Annotated in this window: 15 protein-coding genes and 1 tRNA gene; 9 read left to right on the plus strand and 7 right to left on the minus strand. The window is 65.7% G+C overall.

All coding sequences use genetic code 11. From position 1 onward, the window contains the following. The 4 genes from ACFUEJ_RS08000 to ACFUEJ_RS08015 form a co-directional block, all read left to right on the plus strand. The coding region (locus ACFUEJ_RS08000) for an ATP-binding protein (RefSeq protein WP_388028515.1) at window positions 1–488 on the plus strand (488 nt) is incomplete at its 5' end. 68 nt (window positions 489–556) lie between these two features. After that, entirely contained in the window at window positions 557–2,647 is a 2,091-nt protein-coding gene (locus ACFUEJ_RS08005; protein WP_388028704.1) for a bifunctional DNA primase/polymerase, read from the plus strand. Between the two features lie 642 nt (window positions 2,648–3,289). After that, window positions 3,290–4,027 (plus strand): recombinase family protein, encoded by a 738-nt coding sequence (locus ACFUEJ_RS08010; protein WP_388028518.1) that lies wholly within the window; start codon window positions 3,290–3,292, stop codon window positions 4,025–4,027. A 1-nt stretch (window position 4,028) separates the two neighbouring features. Beyond that, window positions 4,029–5,408, plus strand: a complete 1,380-nt coding sequence (locus ACFUEJ_RS08015) for a tyrosine-type recombinase/integrase (protein WP_388028521.1) — start codon at window positions 4,029–4,031, stop codon at window positions 5,406–5,408. Here ACFUEJ_RS08015 and ACFUEJ_RS08020 read toward each other — a convergent pair. Together ACFUEJ_RS08020 and ACFUEJ_RS08025 are read right to left on the minus strand one after the other, a co-directional pair. Further along, entirely contained in the window at window positions 5,405–7,918 is a 2,514-nt protein-coding gene (locus ACFUEJ_RS08020) for an N-6 DNA methylase (RefSeq protein ID WP_388028523.1), read from the minus strand. The genes ACFUEJ_RS08015 and ACFUEJ_RS08020 overlap by 4 nt on opposite strands. A 175-nt stretch (window positions 7,919–8,093) precedes the next feature. Beyond that, window positions 8,094–8,167 (minus strand) — tRNA-Gly (locus ACFUEJ_RS08025). A gap of 251 nt (window positions 8,168–8,418) precedes the next feature. On the opposite strand from ACFUEJ_RS08025, the gene ACFUEJ_RS08030 reads away from it, so the two are divergent. The 4 genes from ACFUEJ_RS08030 (at window position 8,419) to ACFUEJ_RS08045 (ending at window position 13,718) form a co-directional block, all read left to right on the plus strand. Beyond that, a complete protein-coding gene (locus ACFUEJ_RS08030; protein ID WP_388028525.1) occupies window positions 8,419–9,915 on the plus strand; it encodes a DUF222 domain-containing protein in 1,497 nt (498 codons plus the stop codon). Between the two features lie 21 nt (window positions 9,916–9,936). Next, window positions 9,937–10,509, plus strand: a complete 573-nt coding sequence (gene dcd, locus ACFUEJ_RS08035; protein WP_058249633.1) for a dCTP deaminase — start codon at window positions 9,937–9,939, stop codon at window positions 10,507–10,509. A 132-nt stretch (window positions 10,510–10,641) separates the two neighbouring features. Beyond that, the gene (locus tag ACFUEJ_RS08040) at window positions 10,642–12,075 is read left to right on the plus strand and encodes a UDP-glucose dehydrogenase family protein (RefSeq protein ID WP_388028527.1); all 1,434 of its coding nucleotides are present in this window, start codon (window positions 10,642–10,644) and stop codon (window positions 12,073–12,075) included. Between the two features lie 95 nt (window positions 12,076–12,170). Then, window positions 12,171–13,718: a hypothetical protein gene (locus ACFUEJ_RS08045; protein ID WP_388028530.1), complete on the plus strand. Its 1,548-nt coding sequence runs from the start codon at window positions 12,171–12,173 to the stop codon at window positions 13,716–13,718. A 34-nt stretch (window positions 13,719–13,752) separates the two neighbouring features. Here the strand turns inward: ACFUEJ_RS08045 and ACFUEJ_RS08050 are convergent, their stop codons facing one another. Next, a complete protein-coding gene (locus ACFUEJ_RS08050; protein WP_388028533.1) occupies window positions 13,753–14,343 on the minus strand; it encodes a TetR/AcrR family transcriptional regulator in 591 nt (196 codons plus the stop codon). A gap of 115 nt (window positions 14,344–14,458) precedes the next feature. Between ACFUEJ_RS08050 and ACFUEJ_RS08055 the strand changes: the two genes are divergently transcribed. Then, a complete protein-coding gene (locus ACFUEJ_RS08055) occupies window positions 14,459–16,138 on the plus strand; it encodes an MFS transporter (RefSeq protein ID WP_388028535.1) in 1,680 nt (559 codons plus the stop codon). Here ACFUEJ_RS08055 and ACFUEJ_RS08060 read toward each other — a convergent pair. The 4 genes from ACFUEJ_RS08060 to ACFUEJ_RS08075 form a co-directional block, all read right to left on the minus strand. Next, window positions 16,100–17,224 (minus strand): PDR/VanB family oxidoreductase, encoded by a 1,125-nt coding sequence (locus tag ACFUEJ_RS08060; RefSeq protein WP_388028537.1) that lies wholly within the window; start codon window positions 17,222–17,224, stop codon window positions 16,100–16,102. The two genes, ACFUEJ_RS08055 and ACFUEJ_RS08060, sit on opposite strands and share 39 nt — an antisense overlap. Window positions 17,225–17,246: 22 nt before the next feature. Then, on the minus strand, window positions 17,247–18,149 hold the full coding sequence (locus ACFUEJ_RS08065; protein ID WP_388028540.1) for a metal-dependent hydrolase: 903 nt from the start codon (window positions 18,147–18,149) through the stop codon (window positions 17,247–17,249). A gap of 5 nt (window positions 18,150–18,154) precedes the next feature. Continuing rightward, on the minus strand, window positions 18,155–19,936 hold the full coding sequence (locus tag ACFUEJ_RS08070; protein ID WP_388028543.1) for an SDR family oxidoreductase: 1,782 nt from the start codon (window positions 19,934–19,936) through the stop codon (window positions 18,155–18,157). 141 nt (window positions 19,937–20,077) lie between these two features. Then, window positions 20,078–21,331, minus strand: a complete 1,254-nt coding sequence (locus ACFUEJ_RS08075; RefSeq protein ID WP_004022424.1) for a pyridoxal phosphate-dependent aminotransferase — start codon at window positions 21,329–21,331, stop codon at window positions 20,078–20,080. Window positions 21,332–21,528 lie beyond the last annotated feature (197 nt).

Raw genomic sequence — 21,528 nt, forward strand, 5'->3', positions numbered from 1 at the left:
TCGAATACCTGTCTTCACTGGAATGGGTTCGGGCGCAACATAATGTCGCCCTGATCGGCCCTGCCGGGACGGGTAAGAGTCACACCCTGATCGGGTTGGGGATCGCCGCAGTGCACGCCGGACACAAAGTGCGGTACTTCACCGCCGCCGACCTCGTGGAGACCCTGTATCGCGGGCTGGCCGACAACACCGTCGGCAGAACCATCGACACCCTGCTGCGCCAAGATCTGCTCATCCTTGACGAGATCGGATTCGCCCCGCTCGACGACACCGGCACCCAACTGCTGTTCCGGCTCGTCGCCGGCGCCTACGAACGCCGATCTCTCGCGATCGCCAGCCACTGGCCCTTCGAACAATGGGGACGATTCCTGCCCGAACACACCACCGCCGCCAGCATCCTCGACCGGCTCCTGCACCACGCCACCATCGTCATCACCGACGGCGACTCCTACCGCATGACACACCGAACGGAGGTGCCACCGACCTAGAACATCCCGCACAGGGTGGGGACTTTTACCTGGCCACCAGCGGGGACATCAAACTGGCCGTTGACAGCATAGGTCTACACATGGGGCCGAGCGGCCTCGTGGCCTTCGACCTGGACTGTGGATCGCTTGCCGAAATACCGGACGAACTGGCTGCTGCGCTGCGAAAGGGACTCTGGCAGCGCTCGCGCCGCGAGGGAACCGACAGTCCAGACCGAGGGCACTACGTCTTTGTAGACGACTTCGGCGCGGGCCTAAGCGCCGGTGAGTTTGCGGCCTTCGGCGACGTGCGAGGAGGCAACGGGTACATAATGCTGGAGCCGTCGCCGCATGCGAAGACGACGGGCGAGTACAAGTGGGAAAGTCGTGGCGAGGTACCGCTACTCCCTTCGGTGTTGCGGCGGTGCCTGAAGAAGGCTCCCGTCAACGAGCAGCCTCAGCTGACGGACGCAGAGTTCGATCGCTTCGTAGCCGACCCCGACAACGGCCGGGATGAACGATTGGAGGCGTTGTGGGGGCCGCTGAATTGGTTCGAGAATGAGGTGAGGGGCGGTGGGAGCGCTCATCAGTCGATGCTCTCGGCGTTGTGCTGGGCCTTCCGGGAGGTGATTGTCGGGTTCTACCCGGCAGCCCAGGTACACAACCTCTTTCAAGAAGCGTTTGTGGACTCGTTCGGCTGGGACGGTCGAAGAAAGGATGGCCGGAAGGGTCCGTCGACTGGCGAGTTCAACCGTCTGGTGCTTTGGGCGATCGCACAAGCCAAGATCGCTGACCCTGCCGAGACGTTGGCGCGGGCCGACCGGGATGCCGTCGCAGACGAAGAGTCGTTCTGGGCTGCGCGACCGGAATTACAACAGCTGCGCCAAGCCGCTCGGGCGCGTTTGATGTCACCATGGTCGGTCTTCGGGTGCGCACTCGCTCGGGCGGTAGCGGTAATACCGCCAACGGTCATGCTCCCGGAACTGATCGGATCGCGTACGGGGTTGAACCTCTTCGTCGGGTTGGTGGGTGTATCCGGGGACGGCAAGGGCTCGTCGCACTCTGTCGTCAAGGACTTCATGAAAGTGGAGCCGCCCGTGCACCAAGTCAACCTAGGTACCGGTGAGGGGATCGCGCGAGAGTACGCCCGCAAGTACAAGGGTGAGCAAATCGACATCCGCAACTCAGTACTGTTCAGCGTCAACGAGATCGACCGTCTTGCCAGTCTGCTATCGCGAAGTGGTGCGACGTTGGGCAGCGTGATTCGCGAGGCGTGGTCGGGCGAGAAGCTGGGTTTCGCGAACAAGAACGACGAGAACCGCTTCAATGTCGAAGACCACCGCTACCGCATGGTGATGACCGTGGGCATACAGCCGGAGCGCTCCCGCGTGCTGTTTGAGTCGGAGGATGGTGGGACGCCGCAGAGGTTCCTATGGTTGCCCGCTTGGGACCCGAATGTGTCTGATGACGACGAGGACGAGCCTGACGGCGTGATAGTCCTGCCTCGATGGCCAGGTAAGGGCAAGGTCGTCACTCAGGAGGGGGCGCCGCCCGACCCCAACGACACCAGCCTCTTCAAGATCGCCTGGCTCCGACTCGGCGAGGAGGTGCAACGGAGGGAGCAACAAGTACTCAAGGTCCCAGACGCTGTGCGAAAGACGGTCCGCGACAACAAAAGGAAACAACACCGTCGCGAAGCGAAGACCCTCGACGGACACGCTCTTCTGACGCGGCTGAAGGTCGCGGCGGGTCTGATGTGGATGAATGGGCGGACTGATGAGGTAACCGACGAAGACTGGTTGTTGGCCGGGACGGTGATGGCGGTCAGCGACCGTACCCGCGACGACGTGCGTAGGGAGTTGGCGGGCGCGCAGCGCAAACAGAATGCGGCGAGGGGTCGAGCGCGGGCAGAGCAAGACCACGCAGCGGAGAACCACAGCGCGCGTTTGAAGGAGAACGATGATGCAACTGTCGCGGTGACTGCCGAACGAATAATCACAGTGTTACGCAACAACAACGGGCCGCTGGCACGAAACAGACTGGCCAAGGCGTGTGGGCAGAAGCATAAACCATACCTCGACAGGGCGATTAAGGCACTGGCCGAGACCGGCAGGGTTGAAGTGGAGGAGACCGAGTATCACGGAAAGAGCGGGCACCGGGTCCGACTGACCGGCCCGGATTAGTGGGTTCGCTGAGACGGGGAGAGGGGTAGCGGATACCCGTCTCGTCCGGGAGGCGAGGGCGCGACCGAACGAAGGGCACGACTCCAAGAATGCAAAGTGCCTGGATAGAGAGAAATTGCTGGTTCGCGTTAGCCCTCCTCGGCGCTCGCGTCGAGCGGAGACGGGTAGCGGTACCCGTCTCCCCGTCTCCCGAGATGAAGCGCAGCTCAGGACTCCGTTCGGTGGACGAGACCACAGCGGGTGCATGAGATCGGTTGATCGATCTAGTCACCGGTCTGAACGCCTGTTTCCGTCTGGCCGTCGATAACCTCCCGCCGGAACCCGCCTCGGGTACCCGGTCCACGCCGGCCACGTCCATCGCCACGCTAAGACGCTGAGACGCCGGACCCTTCCCGGTAGGCCGACCGAGCGTTCAACGTGGGGAGCGTTGGAGGTACCTGGGTAGAACCGCGATCGTAGCGAGACTCGGAGCGACCGAGCGGGGCCGAGTGCTTACGAAATGAGTTGCCACCGAACAACTGTGGCCGTTCTGGCAGCGATCGGATGGCGTACCGTCTGCGTCGTCGGAACCGTCGTAACGACCGTTTCACGTTTCCGACGCCCGTCCACCACGCACTATGCCGAAACGCAGGAGAGAGAACGATGACGAAGAGCAAGTCCACGTCCAGAGCGGAGGCCCTACGCCGCGCGCTGGCCGACGAGTCGCAGCCCGCCGAGCCGGAGGTGGCGGAGTATCGGCCGCTGAAAGTTATTGGCTACGTGAGGGTATCGACCACTGTGCAGGACACGAAGGGTTACGGCCTGCGATCTCAACAGGATTACCTGACCAAGTACTGCCAGGACCGAGGCCACCAGTTGTTCACTGTTACAAGCGATGTGCTCAGTGGCGGCAAGGCTGCGGAGATGCATGGCCGAGCCGTCGCGATCAACGCCCTCGAAGCGGGTATGGCGGATGCGTTGCTGGTGCGGGCACTGGACCGTGCAACCCGCGACCAACTCGACGCTGCCGAACTCTACAAGCGGGCCGAGTTGAACGGTTGGAGGTTGCTGGACTGCGAAGGTGCGGACAGCGGCGAACCCAGCCAGCGGCTCACCGCCGACATTCGCCTCGCCGTGGCTGCGGAGGAACGCCGACGCATCAGCGTCCGCACGAAGGAGGGCCTGGCCCGAGCAAAACGCGAAGGCAAGAAGCTTGGCCGGCCAAGTCGCATCGACCCGCTCGTGGTGAAAGAGATCGTCAGCATGCGTCGCGAGGAAGGGCTGGGGCCGAAGGCTATCGCGAACTGGCTCGATGAGGCCGGGATCGCAACGCCGGGTGGGGGTTACCGATGGCACTACGCCACGGTTCGCCGCGTACTGAATAGGGAAGGGGTGGCCTGAGATGGCATCGGTCAAGAAGTTCACGTCCAAGCGCGACGGCAAGCCGTATTACAAGGTTCGCTGGCGCACGCCCGACGGCAAGCACCGCACCAAGGGCGGCTTCCGGACGCGCAAGGAGGCCGACGCCTACGCGACTACCGTCGACTTCAATCAGCGTCGCGGAACCACGTTCGATCCGAGGTCCGGCGACGTCACGTTCCGCGTAGCGGCGACGGCATGGCTCGACAGTCGCCACGACCTCAAAGCGACGACCCGACGCGGATACGCCTACGCACTCGCCCCAGCTTCGGAGCGACGAGGCGAGATGGGCACGTTGGGGATAGACGCGGTGTTCGGCGGGTACCCGCTCAAAGCCATCAAGCGCGAGCGCATCTCGGAGTGGGTCGACCTGCTGGTGAAGGCGGGGAAGAAACCGAGCACCGTGCGCCACGCCTACTTCCTGGTGCGGATGGTGTTGGCGCAGGCGGTGGTGGACGGTCGGTTGACGACGAACCCGGCCGACTACGTCCGCCTGCCTGGGGAGCACAGCGCAACGGGCGGGACTGCTGGCGTCGTAGACGACCCGGCCCAGTTCCTCACCGCGACTCAAGTTGCCGCCCTCTTCGCAGCAACGCCCTGGCCGTTCAACGTCTACGTCCACATTGCAGCCTGGGCCGGATTGCGGGCAGCGGAGCTGGCGGGGTTGCAGGTGGGGGACGTCGAGCTGCCCATACGAACAGTCAACCCGAACGCGCGCCCGAAGCCGGGGACGTTACGCGTGGAACGAACGGTGCAGGTTGTCGACGGCGTCGCCAGCTACGTCGCGCCGAAGACTCGCGGCAGTCGTAGGCGCGTACCGCTGACCCCGGCGACGGTGGATCTACTGCGCGGCTACCTGGCCGGGCACCCGCGCGCCGACGACCCGACGGCCCCGCTGTTCCCGGCGATGCGGCTCGTGACTGAGCGGCCGACGGGCATCAAGGCGGACGGCGAGCGCACGGCCAAGGCGAAGGCCGGACGACAGGCAGACGCCCTGGCAGCGCTCGACGTGCACGACGCGGAGCTGCGGTTGGCGCTGGACTGGACCGAGCCGGTGCGGCACCCGACGTTCTACAAGGCTGTGTTCCGGCCTGCGGTGCTGCGGGCGAACCGGATGGCCGGCCACGCGCAGCTACCCGCTGACCTCAAGTTCCATGCGCTGCGGCATACGTACGCGTCGCTGTGCGTGGCGGCGGGCATCGCGCCGTTGGAGATCGCGCGGTTCATGGGCCACGCGAAGGTCACGACCACGCTCAGCGTCTACGCGCACCTATTCGAAGACGACCACGCCGACGCCATGACTGCTCTGGGTGCGATGGGTGCGCCGGTGACTGGTGAGAACGTGGTGCGACTGCGCGGTTAGTTGTCTTCGTCGGCTGTCGGGAGAAGCCCGAGCGCATCGAGGTCGAATCCGGCGAAATCCATTCGGGCAGCTGCTAGAGCACTCTCCGCCTGGGCGACTGAGTCGACCGCCTTGCCCTGTGCGTCGTGGAGCCGCTTCGACTGACGCTTTTGCTCTTTGACGGTGAGGTTTGGAACCACGATCGAGTCAACATTCTCCCGGGATAGCTCTACCAACCCCGTTGAACCCGCAAAAAGTCGGTCAGATTGAACTCGGCCAAAGCCGTCTCTCAGAAAATCAGCCAGGTACCGTGGATCGATCTTTTTCTGGTCCACCCTGATGATGGTTATGTGACTATCGGCGACCGCTGGTGTGTCCTCCTCGTATACACCGGCCTTCCCTAGCGTTCCCGTTCCAGTGGAAGAGAGGAGGACGTCACCCTTCTGAACCTTCGCCCGATCGCCAAGCTCGTCGTACGTTGACTTTTCAATCCAATCGCCTGAGTCGACCACTTCGCCAAACTTGGTTACGGAGGACCCAGCCTTAAGAACCATGGCATAGCCATCTGCTGCGTCGACGTATTGAGTTGCGCGGGGGCTAATCCCGCGTGCGGTTTCGATCGTGTTGATAGCGCTGATCGGAACTCCGCCGCCCTCCACGAGCTCGGCTATTCGCTTGATAACAACCGGATCCCAGTACTTGAAGTCAAGACGACAAGTGGTGTCCTCGAGAATATCGTGACTGCTAACCGGGAACGATCGAATATGTCCTCGCTGTTCCGTTCCGTCGCCAATATCCCCCTGCATGAGATTGCGAACCTGATCCCGAAGTTCTTTGGTGTCAAAGTTTCTAATCAACTCACCTGAAGGATGGAATCCCAACGTGTCCAGTGACGCGAATGTAATCTCGTACTCTTCCTCTGGATCGTCGACCGATTCCAAGCGCTCGAACATTAATACACTGGACTTCACTGATATCTTATTGGGAGCAAAAGTCACGGAGGGCAGCGATATGACCGCCCGGATGCGGGAGTTTTCCATAATCCAACGCCGGGTTTCGGCTGAATTATTATTGTTCAATGCGCCATCATCGATGACCGTGCAAACCGTCCCGCCGGGAACCACCGACTTTAGCATGTGTTGCAGGAAGAGTAACTGTCCCCGCGTGGTCCGCACCGGATATTCAGCCAGCTGATCCGGAGGAAGGTCGGTTTCGCTGGTTCCGAATGGAGGATTGCTGATGATTAGGTCATACTCGGCCTTCTCGAGGGACCAGACCGTATTGTTCGTATCCAGGCTGTTGGCACATATGATATTGGTGTGACCATCTCCGGATATGATCATGTTCATTTTTGCTGATGAAGCCACACCGGAGTTCGCATCTACGCCATAGAAGGTTTCTTCCATCACACGCTTTGTTAACTTGTCGGCGCTGGCCTTGGTCAGTCGCCGGTCTTTTCTTCGGCGGTCAATTTCTTCTAGGCTGTGTTTCATCAGAAACACTAGGAAGCCGCCGGTTCCACACGCCGGATCTAGGACCTTTATGGGCTCACCGGTAGCAACCGAATCGACGATCAATTGCTCGCCCACCATTACGAGCATCAGATCGACGAGTTGACGTGGCGTAAAGTACTGTCCTAACTTCTTGCCCTTGAGGGTTGCGCGGACGAAATACTCAAAAGCAGCTCCCTTGGTATCAAGTCCGCTGTCGGTGAAGGATACTTTCGATAGCTCTGTCACTAAGTAAGCGTAAGTAGACGGCTTCTTGATATGCAGCTTATCTGTAATCACATCACCGTACTGCGCGCGGCACCGGCTGATCATCTCGTCAACCAAAGTCTTTACTTCATCTGCGTTCGCAGATGGTTTGTCCGCGAGCTCGTGAAAGCGCGTCGAGTAGGGGAGTTTGAAGCCGGGTGAAGTTACTGGATCGTCCTCCTTCTCTTCCAGCAATCTGAGGAACAGCAGCTTCGAGAAGTCGGCGAATGCGTTATCTTCGTCTTTTTCCAGCTGTCTAATCTTGCTGTGGCACCGAGCGAAAAGTGCATTCAACTGCTTGAGAGGAAGTCCTGGACGGAAGGGGAGCGACTTGTCGGTCAGGTTCAGGTCATTGCTCATCGGGTTCGTCCTCATGCGTTTGAGGACGGCCGTGAGGTTTGCCTTGTGGGGGATCATCGTCCGGCCGGCGCGTGAATCCGTTACGCGCATCTGCTCCCGAGTCTGGGTGTTGAGGATCTCCAGCTCCGCACCGTTCGTAAGGACTACGAAAGGCACGCTCAGGGTCGTGCCATAGTCAAGTGCCTGTTCGCGATCTCTCTTGAGCAACCGATGCGACTGGCGTTTCGCCTCGATCAGGAACTTCGGCTTCGTGCCCCCAGCTGTGACGGAGATGTCGACGAACTTGGGTGCCGATCCGTCCTCCGCGGTTGGCAACTCGAAGCTCAAGTCGTCCAGCTCGTAACCTCTCCGTTGGAGGTAGGGGAGCACCCGCTTGACGACGGTCTCCGTCTCGGAGATTCCAGGCGAAGGCATACGACCTCTCGTTTCGTTCGTGACTCGGGCGCACTCCTCAGGCAGTGTATGGCTTCGCTCGTGTGGTGTGTAATAAGCGCGCTGATGTGGTCTCGGACGCGGCCCCTGTGCGGCCCCGAATCGTCCGAACGAACCACGAAAGCCCCAGTCAAAACACTCTGACCAGGGCTTTTGGTGGAGCCGATGACGGGAATCGAACCCGCGTATTCAGCTTGGGAAGCTGATGTTCTGCCATTGAACTACATCGGCGTGCGAGTGCTGGACTCGCGAACGACAGCCTAGCAAACCCGTGGCCGGGCCGGTCGTCGGCACGCGCAGATGTCGCGGATCGTGGCGTCAGACGCAACGAAGTGCGACATCTGGGCGGCGATGGGACGGATTGACCCGACGCGATTCGGTTGCGACGCAGAATAATTCGCCAGAAGGGTTGCGCGCCGGGCGGCCGGCCGGTAGTCTCGAACGTAGTTTCGAGTTGAGCCATGATGACGGGGGATGAAATCATGGCTTCTACCGAGCCATCTGCACCACAACCACTTCTTCTCGACCAGTACGCGCGCCTACGTGCGCTGCTGGACGAGATCGCCGAGACGCAGTCCACGGACTGCTCCGACACCGATCTCCTACAGGTGGCGATCGAGCACGAGCGTGCCGAACGACGGATGCTGTCGCTGTTCACCGACCACATCGTCGACATCGACGAGCGGTCGGCGTACCGGAAGATGGGGTGCCAGACCGTCTCCAACTTCCTGTGCCACGCGCTGAACCGGCGCGGCGAGGCGACCCGCCTGATGAACCGGGTCTGGGCCTTGGGCAGGTTCCCGGACATGCAGGGGGTGCCGCTCGAACCGCGCTTCCCCGAGACCGCCAAAGGTGTTGCCGACGGCGAGATCTCGGGACGCCACGTCGACGTCGTCATCGAGGTGATGCGCAAGATCCCCGCCGACGTGGACCCTGCCGACCGGGAAGCCGCCGAGGCGACGCTCGCGCACTACGCACGCGAGTACGACCCGTCGTCGCTCCGTGACCTCGGCGCCCGCATCCTGGCCCACCTCGACCCCGACGGAACCATCTCCGACGATCGCGACCGCGCCCGTAACCGCGGACTCAAACTCGGGCCGCAAGACGCCCAACTGATGTCCCGCCTGACCGCAACGCTCGACCCCGTGACGCGCGCCATGTTCGACGTCGTCCTGTCGGTGTGGGCCGCTCCCGGGATGAACAATCCCGCCGATCCCGAGTCGCCCACCGGCAACCCCGCCGCCGCGGACCCCGACGCGCTGGCCGCCGCTGCCGGACGCGACGAGCGCACGGCCGAGAAGCGGAACCACGACGCGTTGCGCGCCATGCTGCGCTTCGTGCTCGACGCCGGCGCGCTCGGGGGTTCGCATAACGGACTGCCGCCACACCTCGTCGTCTCCATCACCGAATCGGCGCTGCGCGACGCGGCCGGCGACCCGGCACGGACCGCGACGGGAACCCTCCTACCCATCAAGGACGCCATCAGCCTCGCCGCCGACGCGCAGCATCATCTCGCGGTGTTCCGGGACCACTCCAGCGAGGTGCTCTACCTCGGGCGGTCCAGGCGATTGGCCTCGCGCGCACAACGAATCGCCGCGGTCGCCCGCGACGGCGGCTGCACCTTCCCGGGATGCACGCGGCCGTCGTTCGACTGCGAGATCCACCACGTCGCCGAGTGGGACGCCCACGGCGGTTCCACCGACCTCGACACCCTCGCGACCGCCTGCCCACCACACAACCGGGTGGTCGGCACCGGCGTGGATCAGTGGGCCACCACCATCGCCACCGATGGGGTCGACGCCGGCCGCGCCGTCTGGCACCCGCCCCGCTCGCACCCGTCGTCGACGCCGCGGATCAACCATGTGCATCGCACCGACGCGATCCTCGACCGCATGCGCGCTGATGTCCGGCGGCGCAGAACAGCGGTGCCGGAGAGCGGAGGGTCGGCGCCGACCGACACCGGCGCAGATCCTCCCTGACCATTCGATAACCTCGACACCGTGCTGCTCTCCGACCGCGACATCCGCGCCGAGATCGCTGACGGGCGCCTCGCCATCGATCCGTTCGATCCCGCCCTCGTCCAGCCCTCCAGCGTCGACGTCCGGCTCGACGGCCTGTTCCGGGTGTTCAACAACACCCGCTACACCCACATCGACCCCGCACAACGCCAAGACGAACTCACCTCGCTGGTCGAACCGGCCGACGGCGAGCCCTTTGTGCTGCATCCGGGCGAGTTCGTGCTGGGGTCCACCCTCGAGGTGTGCTCGCTGCCCGACGACCTCGCCGGCCGACTTGAAGGCAAGTCGTCACTCGGCCGGCTCGGCCTCCTCACGCATTCGACGGCGGGCTTCATCGACCCCGGTTTCTCCGGCCACATCACCCTCGAGTTGTCGAACGTCGCGAACCTTCCGATCACCCTCTGGCCCGGCATGAAGATCGGGCAGCTGTGCCTCATCCGCCTCAGCAGCCCGGCCGAGGAGCCATACGGCAGCGCGTCGGTCGGATCGAAATACCAGGGACAACGCGGCCCCACCCCGTCGAAGGCGTACCTGAACTTCCAGAAGCACGACTGAGGGGTTTCGACTCGGCTCAACCGGCGGGTGGACGGACGGGGTGGGCGCGGCTCCGGAAGTTCACCCAGCCGATGACAACCCGCCACGGCGAGGATGGTTACCGGTGGTTCCAGCTGGGTAACCGTTGCCCTCATGAAGCTCACGGTGATCGGATGCGGCTACCTCGGTGCCACTCACGCGGCCTGCATGGCCGAACTCGGGCACGACGTCGTCGGCATCGACGTCGATCCGTACAAGATCGAACGCCTGCAGGCCGGCGAGGTCCCGTTCTTCGAGCCGGGGCTCGCCGACATCCTGCGCCGCAACATCGACGCCGGACGACTCCGCTTCACGACCGACCATCTCGCGGCCGCCGACCACGCCTCGGTGCACTTCCTCGGCGTCGGGACCCCGCAGGAACCCCGCGGACACCGGGCCGACCTCTCGCACGTGTACTCGGCGATCGACGCGCTCGTGCCGACGCTACGGGGCGCACACCTCATCATCGGCAAGTCGACCGTACCGGTCGGCACCTGCGCCGAACTCGCACAACGGATCTCGGTGCTGTCGCACGCCGGGGCGGATGTCGAACTGTCGTGGAGCCCGGAGTTCCTGCGCGAGGGATTCGCCGTCGAGGACACCCTCCGGCCGGATCGGCTCGTCCTCGGTACCGGTTCGCTCGACCCGAGCGGCCTCAACACGGCCGACGACCTCGAGGCCGGGTCGTCGGCCGGGGAGGTCACCCGCGAGATCTACCGCGAGATCCTCGAGACCGGCGTGCCGTTGATCGAGACCGACTGGGCCACTGCGGAACTCGTGAAGGTCTCGGCGAACGCCTTTCTGGCCACCAAGATCTCGTTCATCAACGCGATCAGTGAACTGTGCGAGATCGCCGGCGCCGACATCAACACCCTCGCCGACGCGATCGGGCACGACCCGCGGATCGGACGCCGATTCCTCAACGCCGGTCTCGGTTTCGGCGGCGGTTGCCTGCCCAAGGACATCCGCGCCCTGACCGCGCGCGCCGACGACATGGGCGCCCCGCGGGCCGTCGGCTTCCTGCGGGAGGTCGACGCCATCAACATGCGTCGCCGGGGTGCGGCGGTGGAACTGGTCTTCGAGGCCCTCGGCGGCGAGGTCCTCGGGCGCAACGTCGCCGTCCTGGGCGCCGCCTTCAAACCGGAGAGCGACGACGTCCGTGACTCACCCGCGCTGACGGTGGCCAGCAGGCTGGCGCTCGAAGGGGCATCGGTGACCGTCTTCGACCCGAAGGCGATGGACAACTCACGACGCGTCCACCCGAGCCTCGGCTACGCCACCTCGGCGCGCGACGCGTGCGACCGGGCCGACGTCGTCGTTATCGCCACCGAGTGGGCCGAGTTCGTCCACATGGCGCCCGAAGAACTCGAGGGCGTCGTCCGCGCCAAGCGCATCGTCGACGGTCGGCGCTGCCTCGACCCGCAGATGTGGCGCGACGCGGGTTGGGACTACCGCGCCCTGGGCGGCCCCGCTCCCACCCGCCCTGCGCCGCGAAACCAACCGTCCGAGCAGGTGAACGGATATGCGCCGGAGGCCACCGTCCGCTGAGTCGTGCTAGGTTGAGCTCGCGACTGTCCAGGGGGCACCTTCTCGCCGGTGGGGGACATGAGGCGAGGTGCACGTGAGGTGCAGGAATCAACCAAATGACCGACACGGTGGCCGATCCGGCCGTGACACCGACGTCTGCGCAGGCAGAGGTCACGGTCAGTGCTGCCGTCGTCGACGCCGTGCGCGCCGAACTCGCTGGGCGAGGGATCGCGCAGAACGCCGAGGTCGTGCTGTTCGACCTCGATCCGCGGGCGGGCGTCTCGGTGGGACGCCTGGACCCGGCTCGAGGGACCGTCGCGGACTCCTACTCCGATTCCGGTCTCACCCTCGCCGTCCTGGATGAGGTGATCGCCGACCATCTCGTTCGGGTCGGGCGGGTGGCGGCACCGACCTCGCGCGAATGGCACGAGGAGGTCCTCGACCTCGTCACCCGCGGCCGCGAGCGGCTCCGCGAGTCCGACGGCACCTTCCTGATGGGCCGCGACCACATCCGACTGTTCCGCATGGCGCGCCGCGACGTCGCCGAAGCCGGAGCCCCGCTGACCGCACGCGCCGAGGACCTCGCTCGCGCGGCGGTGTCCGGAGCCTCCGCCCCCGCGGTCGTGGTCACCGATCGCGTGAGCGCATGGCCCGGCCTCCGAGACGCGATCGCGCGAGCCGTACCCGTGCCGGTCGTCGACGTCGATCCGTCGGGGAGCATCACTCGGCCCCCGGCGCACGGCGGACACGCGGCGGAACCGGAGGTACCGCACCCGATCGCGGTGTCCGGCGATGTGATCGAACCAGACGCGGGAGTGGCGACCCCGCCCGCCGAACAGGATGCGGTCCCGACCCGGTCGGATGACGGTTTCTCGGCCCCTGCCGAGATGGCCGAGATCGCTCCGAGTGGCGACGACCATACGCACGATACGCACGACACCCCCATCTTCGAGTCCGTCACCCAGTCGCCACCGGTGGTGGCCACGGCGTTCGGGGCGCTCGCTCCGTATGTTGCTGCCCCGGATGTCCCTCGCGCCCAGCCGCTTCGGGACGACCAGCAGTTCTCCGAGCTCTCTCCGGTCGGTCACGATCAGCGCACGCCGACGAATCCGGTTGCCGAGCCGCCGCCGTCGGCCGAGTCTGCGCCACGGTGGACGTCGGCGCATACGCCCACGCCGCCCGTCCGGTCCGGCGATGGGGAGGTGAACGTCGATCCGATGGCCGGGTATTCGGCGGACACGGGGTCGGCCATCGGGGCTCCACCGCACTCCGACGTGTCCGTTGCAGGGCCGCAGGCGGCCGGCGCGAGCCGACGGCGGCACGGAGGCAAGCGCGTTCTCGCCGCGGTGGCGCTGCTGTGCGCGGTGGCCGTCGTCGCGGTGGCCACGGCGTTGGCCGTCGGACACGATGAGGCGTCGCCGACCGTGGCCGCGCCGCTTCCCCAGCGCACCACCGCCACCCCGGAACCCGAATTCGCCGATCCCGCAATCTATGCCGAGGCCCGGCAACCGGCGCGCCGGTACACGACTCCTCCTCCGCCGGCGACGACGACGCCCTCCGCGGAGGAACCCGCGCCGCGGCCTCGCCCCCGGCCGCGGACTCCGCGTCCGCCGGGCGGCGTGACGATCCCGCTTCCCGGTCTGCCGCCGATCGTTCTGCCCTGACGCACCAACCCGATGACCGTGTCCGAGCCGGGTCTCAGTCGCCGGGCCGGGGCGCCAGTGCGCGCGCCACGAAGTCGAGGACGTTCTCGTAGTTCGCCGATGCATCGACGTCGGGGTGATAGGCATGGGCGAGTTCGAGACTCACGGCGCCGTGAACGGCGGACCAGGTCTGCATGGCTTGTTCGACGGGGTCGGCGGACATGATGACCCCGGCCACCTGGCCGTACCGGATGGTGTCGACGAGGACCTCGAATGCGTTTGCGGCCACGTCGATCTCGGGCGTGCACTGCGCAGAGAACATCAGCCCGTAGAGCACCGGATTGGCGAGTGCGAACTTCCGGTACGCCACACCGGCGTTGCGCAGACGAGTCGCCGGATCGTCTTCCCTCGTCGCAATCGCCCGTCCGAACTCCGCGTACCCGTCGGTGACCAGGGCGTCCAGCAGGCCGTCCCGGCCGTCGAAGTGGTTGTAGACGCCCATCGGGGCGACCTTCGCCTCACCGGCCACGGCCCGAACCGTCAGACCGGCCGTGCCATCGCGCTCGAGGATCGTGCGACCTGCCCGGAGCAGCGCGGATCGGACGTCGGCGCCTGCTGTACGCGTGCGTGGCTTCGCGGGGGACATATTGACAACCTACTGGAACGGTGTTCTCCTTGAGTAGAACACTGTTCTACAACGATGGGACATTGTTCTAACGGCTCGCCGAAACCGCTTGCGCCACCCGACCAGGAGAAGATCGATGCCAACCGAACGCACGCATGCTCGCTGGTGGGCGCTGGGCGCCCTCAGCTTCGCCGAACTACTCGTGATGATCGACAACACGATCGTCAACGTGGCCCTCCCGACGCTCGCCCGCGACCTCGGCGCCGGGATCTCGGGCCTGCAATGGATCGTCGACGCCTACACGCTCGTCTTCGCCGGCCTGCTGTTGACCGGCGGCTACCTCGGTGACCGGTTCGGGCACCGTCGGGTGCTCCTCACCGGCATCGGAGGTTTCATGCTGGTGTCGGTGCTGGCGGCATCATCCCAGAACCTCGGGCAGCTCGTCGCCGGCCGTGCGGGGCTCGGGGTCTTCGCGGCGCTGGTCTTCCCCGCCACGCTCGCGATCATCACGACCATCTTCGTCGATGCCCGGGAACGCGCGATGGCTGTCGGGATCTGGGCGGCGGTCTCCGGAGTGGCAGTGGCCATCGGACCGGTTCTCGGCGGCTGGCTCCTCGAACACTTCTCGTGGACATCGGTGTTCTGGGTGAACGTCCCGTTCGGAGTAGTGGCCCTCGCGATGATCCTGGCGGTCGTACCCGGCACGCGACCGGTGTCGGTGCCCCGGTTCGACGCGCTCGGGGTCGTGCTCTCGATCGTCGGCCTGGGCCTGCTGACCTTCACCCTGATCGAGGCGCCCCACGTCGGTTGGGCCATGGCGCGCACTGTAGTGGGTGTCGTTGTCGCAGTGGCCATCCTGGCGGTGTTCGTGGCCACACAGCTGCGGATCGCGCACCCCATCCTCGACGTCCGGCTCTTCGCCAACCGGCGCTTCGCCACCGCGGCCGGGATGATCAGCGTGGCGTTCTTCGCGCTCTTCGGCTTCATCTTCCTGATCACGCAGTTCTTCCAGGCGGTGAAGGGATACGGTCCGCTGGCGGCCGGTGTCCGTACCCTTCCGTTCGCGATCGTGATGGCGGCGCTGTCGCCGGTTGCGATGGCACTGTCGCACCGTTTCGGGCCCCGGGTGGTCTCGGTGACCGGTGCCTTCCTGATGTCCGGCGGGTTCGCGCTCGTCGAGCTCTCCGCGCGGGACTCCGGGTACTGGGAACTCATCATCTGGGCGATGTCGCTGATGGCGGCGGGTCTCGCCTTCATCTCCGGCCCGTGCACCCAGCTCATCATGGACGCGCTGCGTCCGGAACAGGCCGGCGCGGGCAGTGCGGTCAACGACACGACACGCGAGATCGGCGGGACGCTGGGTGTCGCGGTCCTCGGATCGATCCTGACGTCGGCGTATGTCGCCGGGGTCGGGGACCGGCTGTCGGGCAGGGGGTTGCCGGCCGAGGCGGTCGACGCGGCGAAGCAATCGGTGATGGCCGGGGCCGGGGTGGCCGACCAGGCGCCGGGCGCGATCGGTGATGCGGTCCGGATCGCGGTGCAGGACGCCTTCATGGTCGGGTTGCACGACGCGGTCTGGGCCGCGGTCGCCGTCACGGCGGTCGCGGGCGTCGCGGCGGCATTCTTGTTGCGGGGGAGCGGGAACCCTTCGTGGCTCGTCGCTAGCGCTCCTCGCACCTCAGGGAGCGGAGGGGTTGACGCCAGCGCTCCTCGCACCTCAGGGAGCGGAGGGGTTGTCGCCAGCGCTCCTCACACCTCAGCTCAGGGGGCGGAAGCCTCAGAGGTCGAGGGTGAGGTTCCCGCCGGGACTGCGTGAGACGCAGGTCAGCATGGTCCCGGCGGCGCGCTCGGGTTCGGTCAGGATGTTGTCGCGGTGGTCGACCTCGCCGGACAGCGTCCTGACCTTGCAGGTGCCGCAGAATCCCTGCCGGCACGAGTACGGTACCGACGGCACCACTCGGCGGATCGCGGCGAGCGCCGATTCGTCTGCGGCGACGGGGATCTCCTGACCGGTCGAGGCCAGGGTCACCGTGAACTCGGAGCCGTTCTCCACCGGTGGCGGGCTGAACCGCTCGTAGTGCAGCTCGATGTCGGCGCGTGTCGCGAGATGACGGCGAAGCCCCTCCAGCATGGGAACCGGGCCGCAGCAGTAGACGGCGAGGTCGGCGGGGGCGTCGACGGGACCGACGAGTTCGGCCATGCTCGGCAGTCCGCGGACGTCGTCGGTCCGGATGGTGACGCGGTCGCCGAACGCGGCCACCTCGTCGAGAAATGGGATCGACTCGGCGGTGCGGCCGGTGTAGATCATCGACCAGTCCAGCCCGAAGCGTTCGGCCGTGGCGAGCATCGGCAGGATCGGGGTGATGCCGATTCCGGCCGCGACGAAGCGGATTCGGCGCGCAGGTGATCCGTGGCCGGGGACCGCGAACGGAAAGGCGTTGCGGGGACCCTTGATCGAGAAGACGTCGCCGATACGCAACGAGTCGTGGACCTCGACCGAACCGCCACCGCCGTCGGGAATCCGGCGCACCGCGATCCGGTAGTGCTCCCGATCCGCGGTGTCGCCGCACAGTGAGTACTCCCGCATGCGTCCCGACGGCAACAACAGATCGATGTGCGCCCCGGCGTGCCAGTTCGGCAGCGCGCCACCGTCCGCGGCGGCGAGGGTGAGCGCGATGACGTTCTCGTCGCGCGCGACCGCCTCGCGTCCGACGATCCGGACCCGGGTGGTCCCGTCGCGCACCGCACCTCGGCGCAGCGGTGACAGCGGCCGCCAGACCGGCCACCACGCCCGGAACATCATGGTGCCGACGGTGAGCAGCGGATCGTGCCGCCAGCGACCGTGCAGGTGGGGCGGTGGTTGCGTGAGCGTTGTCGAATGCGGATGCGCGCGTTGGTTCATGACCCTGCTCTCCCGTCCGCACTCACGCCGCGTTGCGCGCGGCCGGCGAGCTCGCGAGATAGGCGACCGCCTGTGCGGTGCTGCCGATGTCCTCCGGCCGGAACCCGGGCCGGAAGTAGCTGAAGGTGGCGAAGACGATCGTCCGCATCTTCGGGAGCACGCCGGCCCGCACCCCACGGTGGTAATGCCAGGTCTTCTGGAAGTAGTTGTACGACAACGACCTGTCCTGGCCCATGATGAATCGGTAACCCCGCTGGATGAGGATCAACAGGATCGGCAGCACCACGAACATCGCCCGGCCGCGACGCAGATATCCGTCGCCGAAGTACGCGGCGACATCGTGTGCGACGGCCCGGTGCTCCACCTCCTCCGCGCCGTGCCACATGAACAGGTCGGTCATCGTGGGGTGCGCCCCGACCCGGATCCAGGTGTTGTTCAACGCGAAGTCGCCGAGGATGGCGGTGTAGTGCTCCAAAGCCGCGATGAGCCAGAGGCGTTCGACGAGGTGCTTGTCGCGGGCCGCCTGGGTGCCACCCTCCAGCGGGCCGAGCACCTTGCGGAAGATCCACTCCATCTGTAGCTGGTAGGGCCGCGGGTCGATGCCGTGGTGATCGAGGAACTCCCACAGGACGTGATCGTGGGCCTCGGCGTGCATCGCCTCCTGGCCGATGAATCCTCGCATGCGAGAGGCGAGTTCCTCGTCGTCGACCAGCGGAAGGGCCTCGTTGTAGGTCTGCACGAACCATCGTTCGCCCTCGGGCAGGAGGAGATTGAGCACACTGATGAAGTTCGACGCGACCGGATGGCCGGGAATCCAATGCAGCGGGACGTCATCCCAGTCGAATGCCACGTTCCGGGCGTGCAGTTCGACGGGGCCGGGATCGGCCGAAGCGTCGTCGTGTGCGTGATCCTCGGTGTGCGTCATGTGGTTCACCCCGTGACGTTCTGACGGGCGCCGATGCGCGCCAGCCACGGCGCGAAGCGGTAGATCCGGTATCCCACCTTCGCCTCCACGGTCACCGGCACCACCGCCTTGTTGTGCTCGATGGCCGCGACGATCTCACTTGCGGCCCGGTCCGGCGTGAACCCCCGGCGCTGGTAGAACCGGTCGAGCCGATCGCGGCGTGCTTGTTCGGTCTCGGCGTCGAGGCCGGCGATCGGCGTCGAGGAGACGATGTTGGTGTCGACGAGCCCGGGACAGATCGCACTGACGCCGATGCGGTGTTCGGCGAGCTCGGCGCGGAGCGACTCGGAGAAGAGGAGGACGCCCGCCTTCGACGCCGAGTACAGGCCGAGGCTGCGTGACGGCGTGAACGCCGCGGCCGACGCGATGTTGACGATGTGCCCGCCGACCCCGCGCTCGACCATCTGCCGGCCGAACTCCCGGCTGCCGGTGACGACGCCGCGCAGGTTGACGTCGAGGAGCCGGTCGACCTGCTCGTCGGTGGCCGCCAACACCCCGCCGGCCAAACCGATTCCGGCGTTGTTGACCACGATGTCGGGAATGCCGTGGGTCCCTCGGACGCGAGCGGCGAAGGCGGCGAACTCGGCGGTGTCCGAGACGTCGAGGAGGTAGGCGTGCGCGGCCGACCCCGCGGCCTTGCAGGCGCGGGCGGTCTCGTCGGCGGACGCGAGGTCGAGGTCGGCCAGGACGAGCTCGCACCCGCGTTCGGCCAGTGCCAGGGCCGTCTCGCGTCCGATGCCGCTGCCCGCACCGGTGATCACGACGAGTTTGCCCGCCAGCGGTTTCGGTTCGGTGAACAGGCGAGCCCGCTCGATGACCGGGGCCGGGGCTCCACTGTTGGTCTGCACCGCAAGGAAATCCAGGACGAGATCGGTCAGATAGTCGGGGTGGGTGTAGGGCAGCCAATGTCCGGTCGGGGTGTCGCGGCGCCAGAGTTTCGCGACGTACGTCGGCGTGATGTCGTAGATGGCCGGCCGCAGCGCGATGTCGCGTTCGTTGACCACCTGGAGCACCGGCACCGTGGTGGTCCGCGGATCGGGCCGCAGGAGTTTGGCGCGGATGTTCGCGCGGTACAGGGCGAGGCCGCTCACCATGTCGCGGCGCAACGAGTCGGCGACGTCGACGTTCTTTGGTGGCGTGCCCTCGACCGCGCGCAGGAACTGTTTCCACACCGCCGGATTGCCCATCGCGCGCAACAACACGTTGGGGAGCACCGGAAGCTGGAACAGCCCTGTGTAAGCCGACGACATCGACTGCGCGAGCACATTGCGCAGGTGTCGAGGGGTGGGGCTGGCGACCTGATCGCGGACGAACTGACCGAGGTGGTCGAGGTTGGGGCCGGACACCGAGACGAATGAGGCGATGCGGGCGTTGGCGCGCGGGCGGCTGACGGCCTCCCATGTCTGCACCGATCCCCAGTCGTGTGCCACCACGTGTACGGCGTCGTCGGGACTCACCGACTCCGCGACCGCGTACAGGTCGTCGGCGAGCTCGTCGAGGCGGTAGGCGGCGACCTGCCGGGGGCGGTCGCTCTCGCCGAAGCCGCGGCAGTCATAGGCGACCACGTGATACTGCTCCGCCAGCCGCGGCGCGATGTGGGTCCACAGGTGGTGGGTGTCCGGCCAGCCGTGCACCAGCAGCACCGTCGGTTTCGACGGATCGCCCAGCTCGTAGGTGGCCAGCCGGATCCCGTTGTTGCTGACGGTCCCCGGACGCCACTCGGGTCGTCGAATCGCCTGTTGAGCCATCTGTCACCTCGTTGTGTGTGCCCCGCCGATGGAGGTACACGTTACCAACGGTTACACAAATGTCCAGACCCCGGAAAAGCAGTGAGGGCCCGGTCGGATGACCGGGCCCTCACCAGGGACTTCTCGCGGAACTCCGCGGGATCACTGTCGATACGACGACAGGAAGTTGCCGATCCGCTCCACGGCCTCGGTCAGATCCCGGGACCACGGCAGCGTGACGATGCGGAAGTGGTTGTGGTCGTCGAGGTTGAACCCGGTGCCCTGCACCACCAGGATCTTCTCCTGCAGCAGCAGGTCCTGGACGAACAGTTCGTCGTTGTGGATCTCGTAGATCTCGGGATCGAGGCGGGGGAAGGCGTACAGCGCGCCCTTGGGCTTGACGCAGCTGACCCCGGGGATCTCGTTCAGCTTCTCCCAGGTCACGTTCCGCTGTTCGTACAACCGGCCGCCAGGGGAGACGAGGGCCTCGATGGACTGGTAACCGCCGAGGGCCACCTGGATCGCGTGCTGGCCCGGCACGTTGGCGCACAGGCGCGTCGACGCCAGAATGCCCATGCCCTCGATGAACCCGCGCGCGTGGTCCTTCGGTCCGGTCATCACGACCCACCCGGCGCGGTAACCGCAGACGCGGTACGCCTTCGACAGACCGTTGAAGGTGAGGCACAACAGATCCGGCGCCAGCGACGCCACGTTCACATGCTCGGCGTCGTCGTAGATGATCTTGTCGTAGATCTCGTCGGCGAGGATCAACAGCGAATGCTCACGGGCGAGTTCGACGAGCTGCTCGAGGACCTCCCGTGAGTAGACCGCGCCGGTCGGATTGTTCGGGTTGATGATGACGATCGCCTTGGTGCGGTCGGTGATCTTCGCGGCGATGTCGGCGACGTCGGGGTTCCACCCGTTCTCCTCGTCGCAGCGGTAGTGCACGGGCTGCCCGCCGGACAGCGAGGTCATCGCGGTCCACAGCGGGTAGTCGGGCGCCGGGATCAGGACCTCGTCGCCGTCGTTCAGCAGCGCCTGCATCGTCATCGTGATGAGCTCGGAGACGCCGTTGCCCAGGATGACGTCGTCGACGTCGAAGTACGGGAAGTCGGGGATGAGCTCGTAGCGGGTCACCACGGCACGACGCGCGGACAGGACACCGGCCGACTCGGAGTAGCCCTGCGCGTAGGGGAGGGCGTGGATCATGTCGCGCATGATCACGTCGGGGGCCTCGAAACCGAACAGCGCCGGGTTGCCGATGTTCAGCTTGAGGATTCGATGGCCCTCCGCCTCGAGCCGCTGCGCGTGCGCGTGGACGGGACCGCGGATCTCGTAGCACACGTTCTGCAGCTTGAGCGACTGCTCGAGCGGCTTGAGGTTCTGGTTGAGGTGCGAAACATGGGGCCTACTCACGGGTACATTGTCGCAGCCGGTGGCAAATGCGTTTCTGGCGCGTGTCGAAGCTGAGGTCACCCGAAACGAGAGATGTCGTCTTTGGTTGCGATTGGGGCCACGAAAGAAGAAATATGTGTGCCTTGGTGAGATTTGTAACTGTGTATTTTAAAAATATTAAGAAGGCGACGATTTATGGAGTGTATTTGTCTGTTGTG

Source organism: Gordonia sp. NPDC057258, assembly GCF_042668985.1.
GTDB lineage: Bacteria > Actinomycetota > Actinomycetes > Mycobacteriales > Mycobacteriaceae > Gordonia > Gordonia hongkongensis.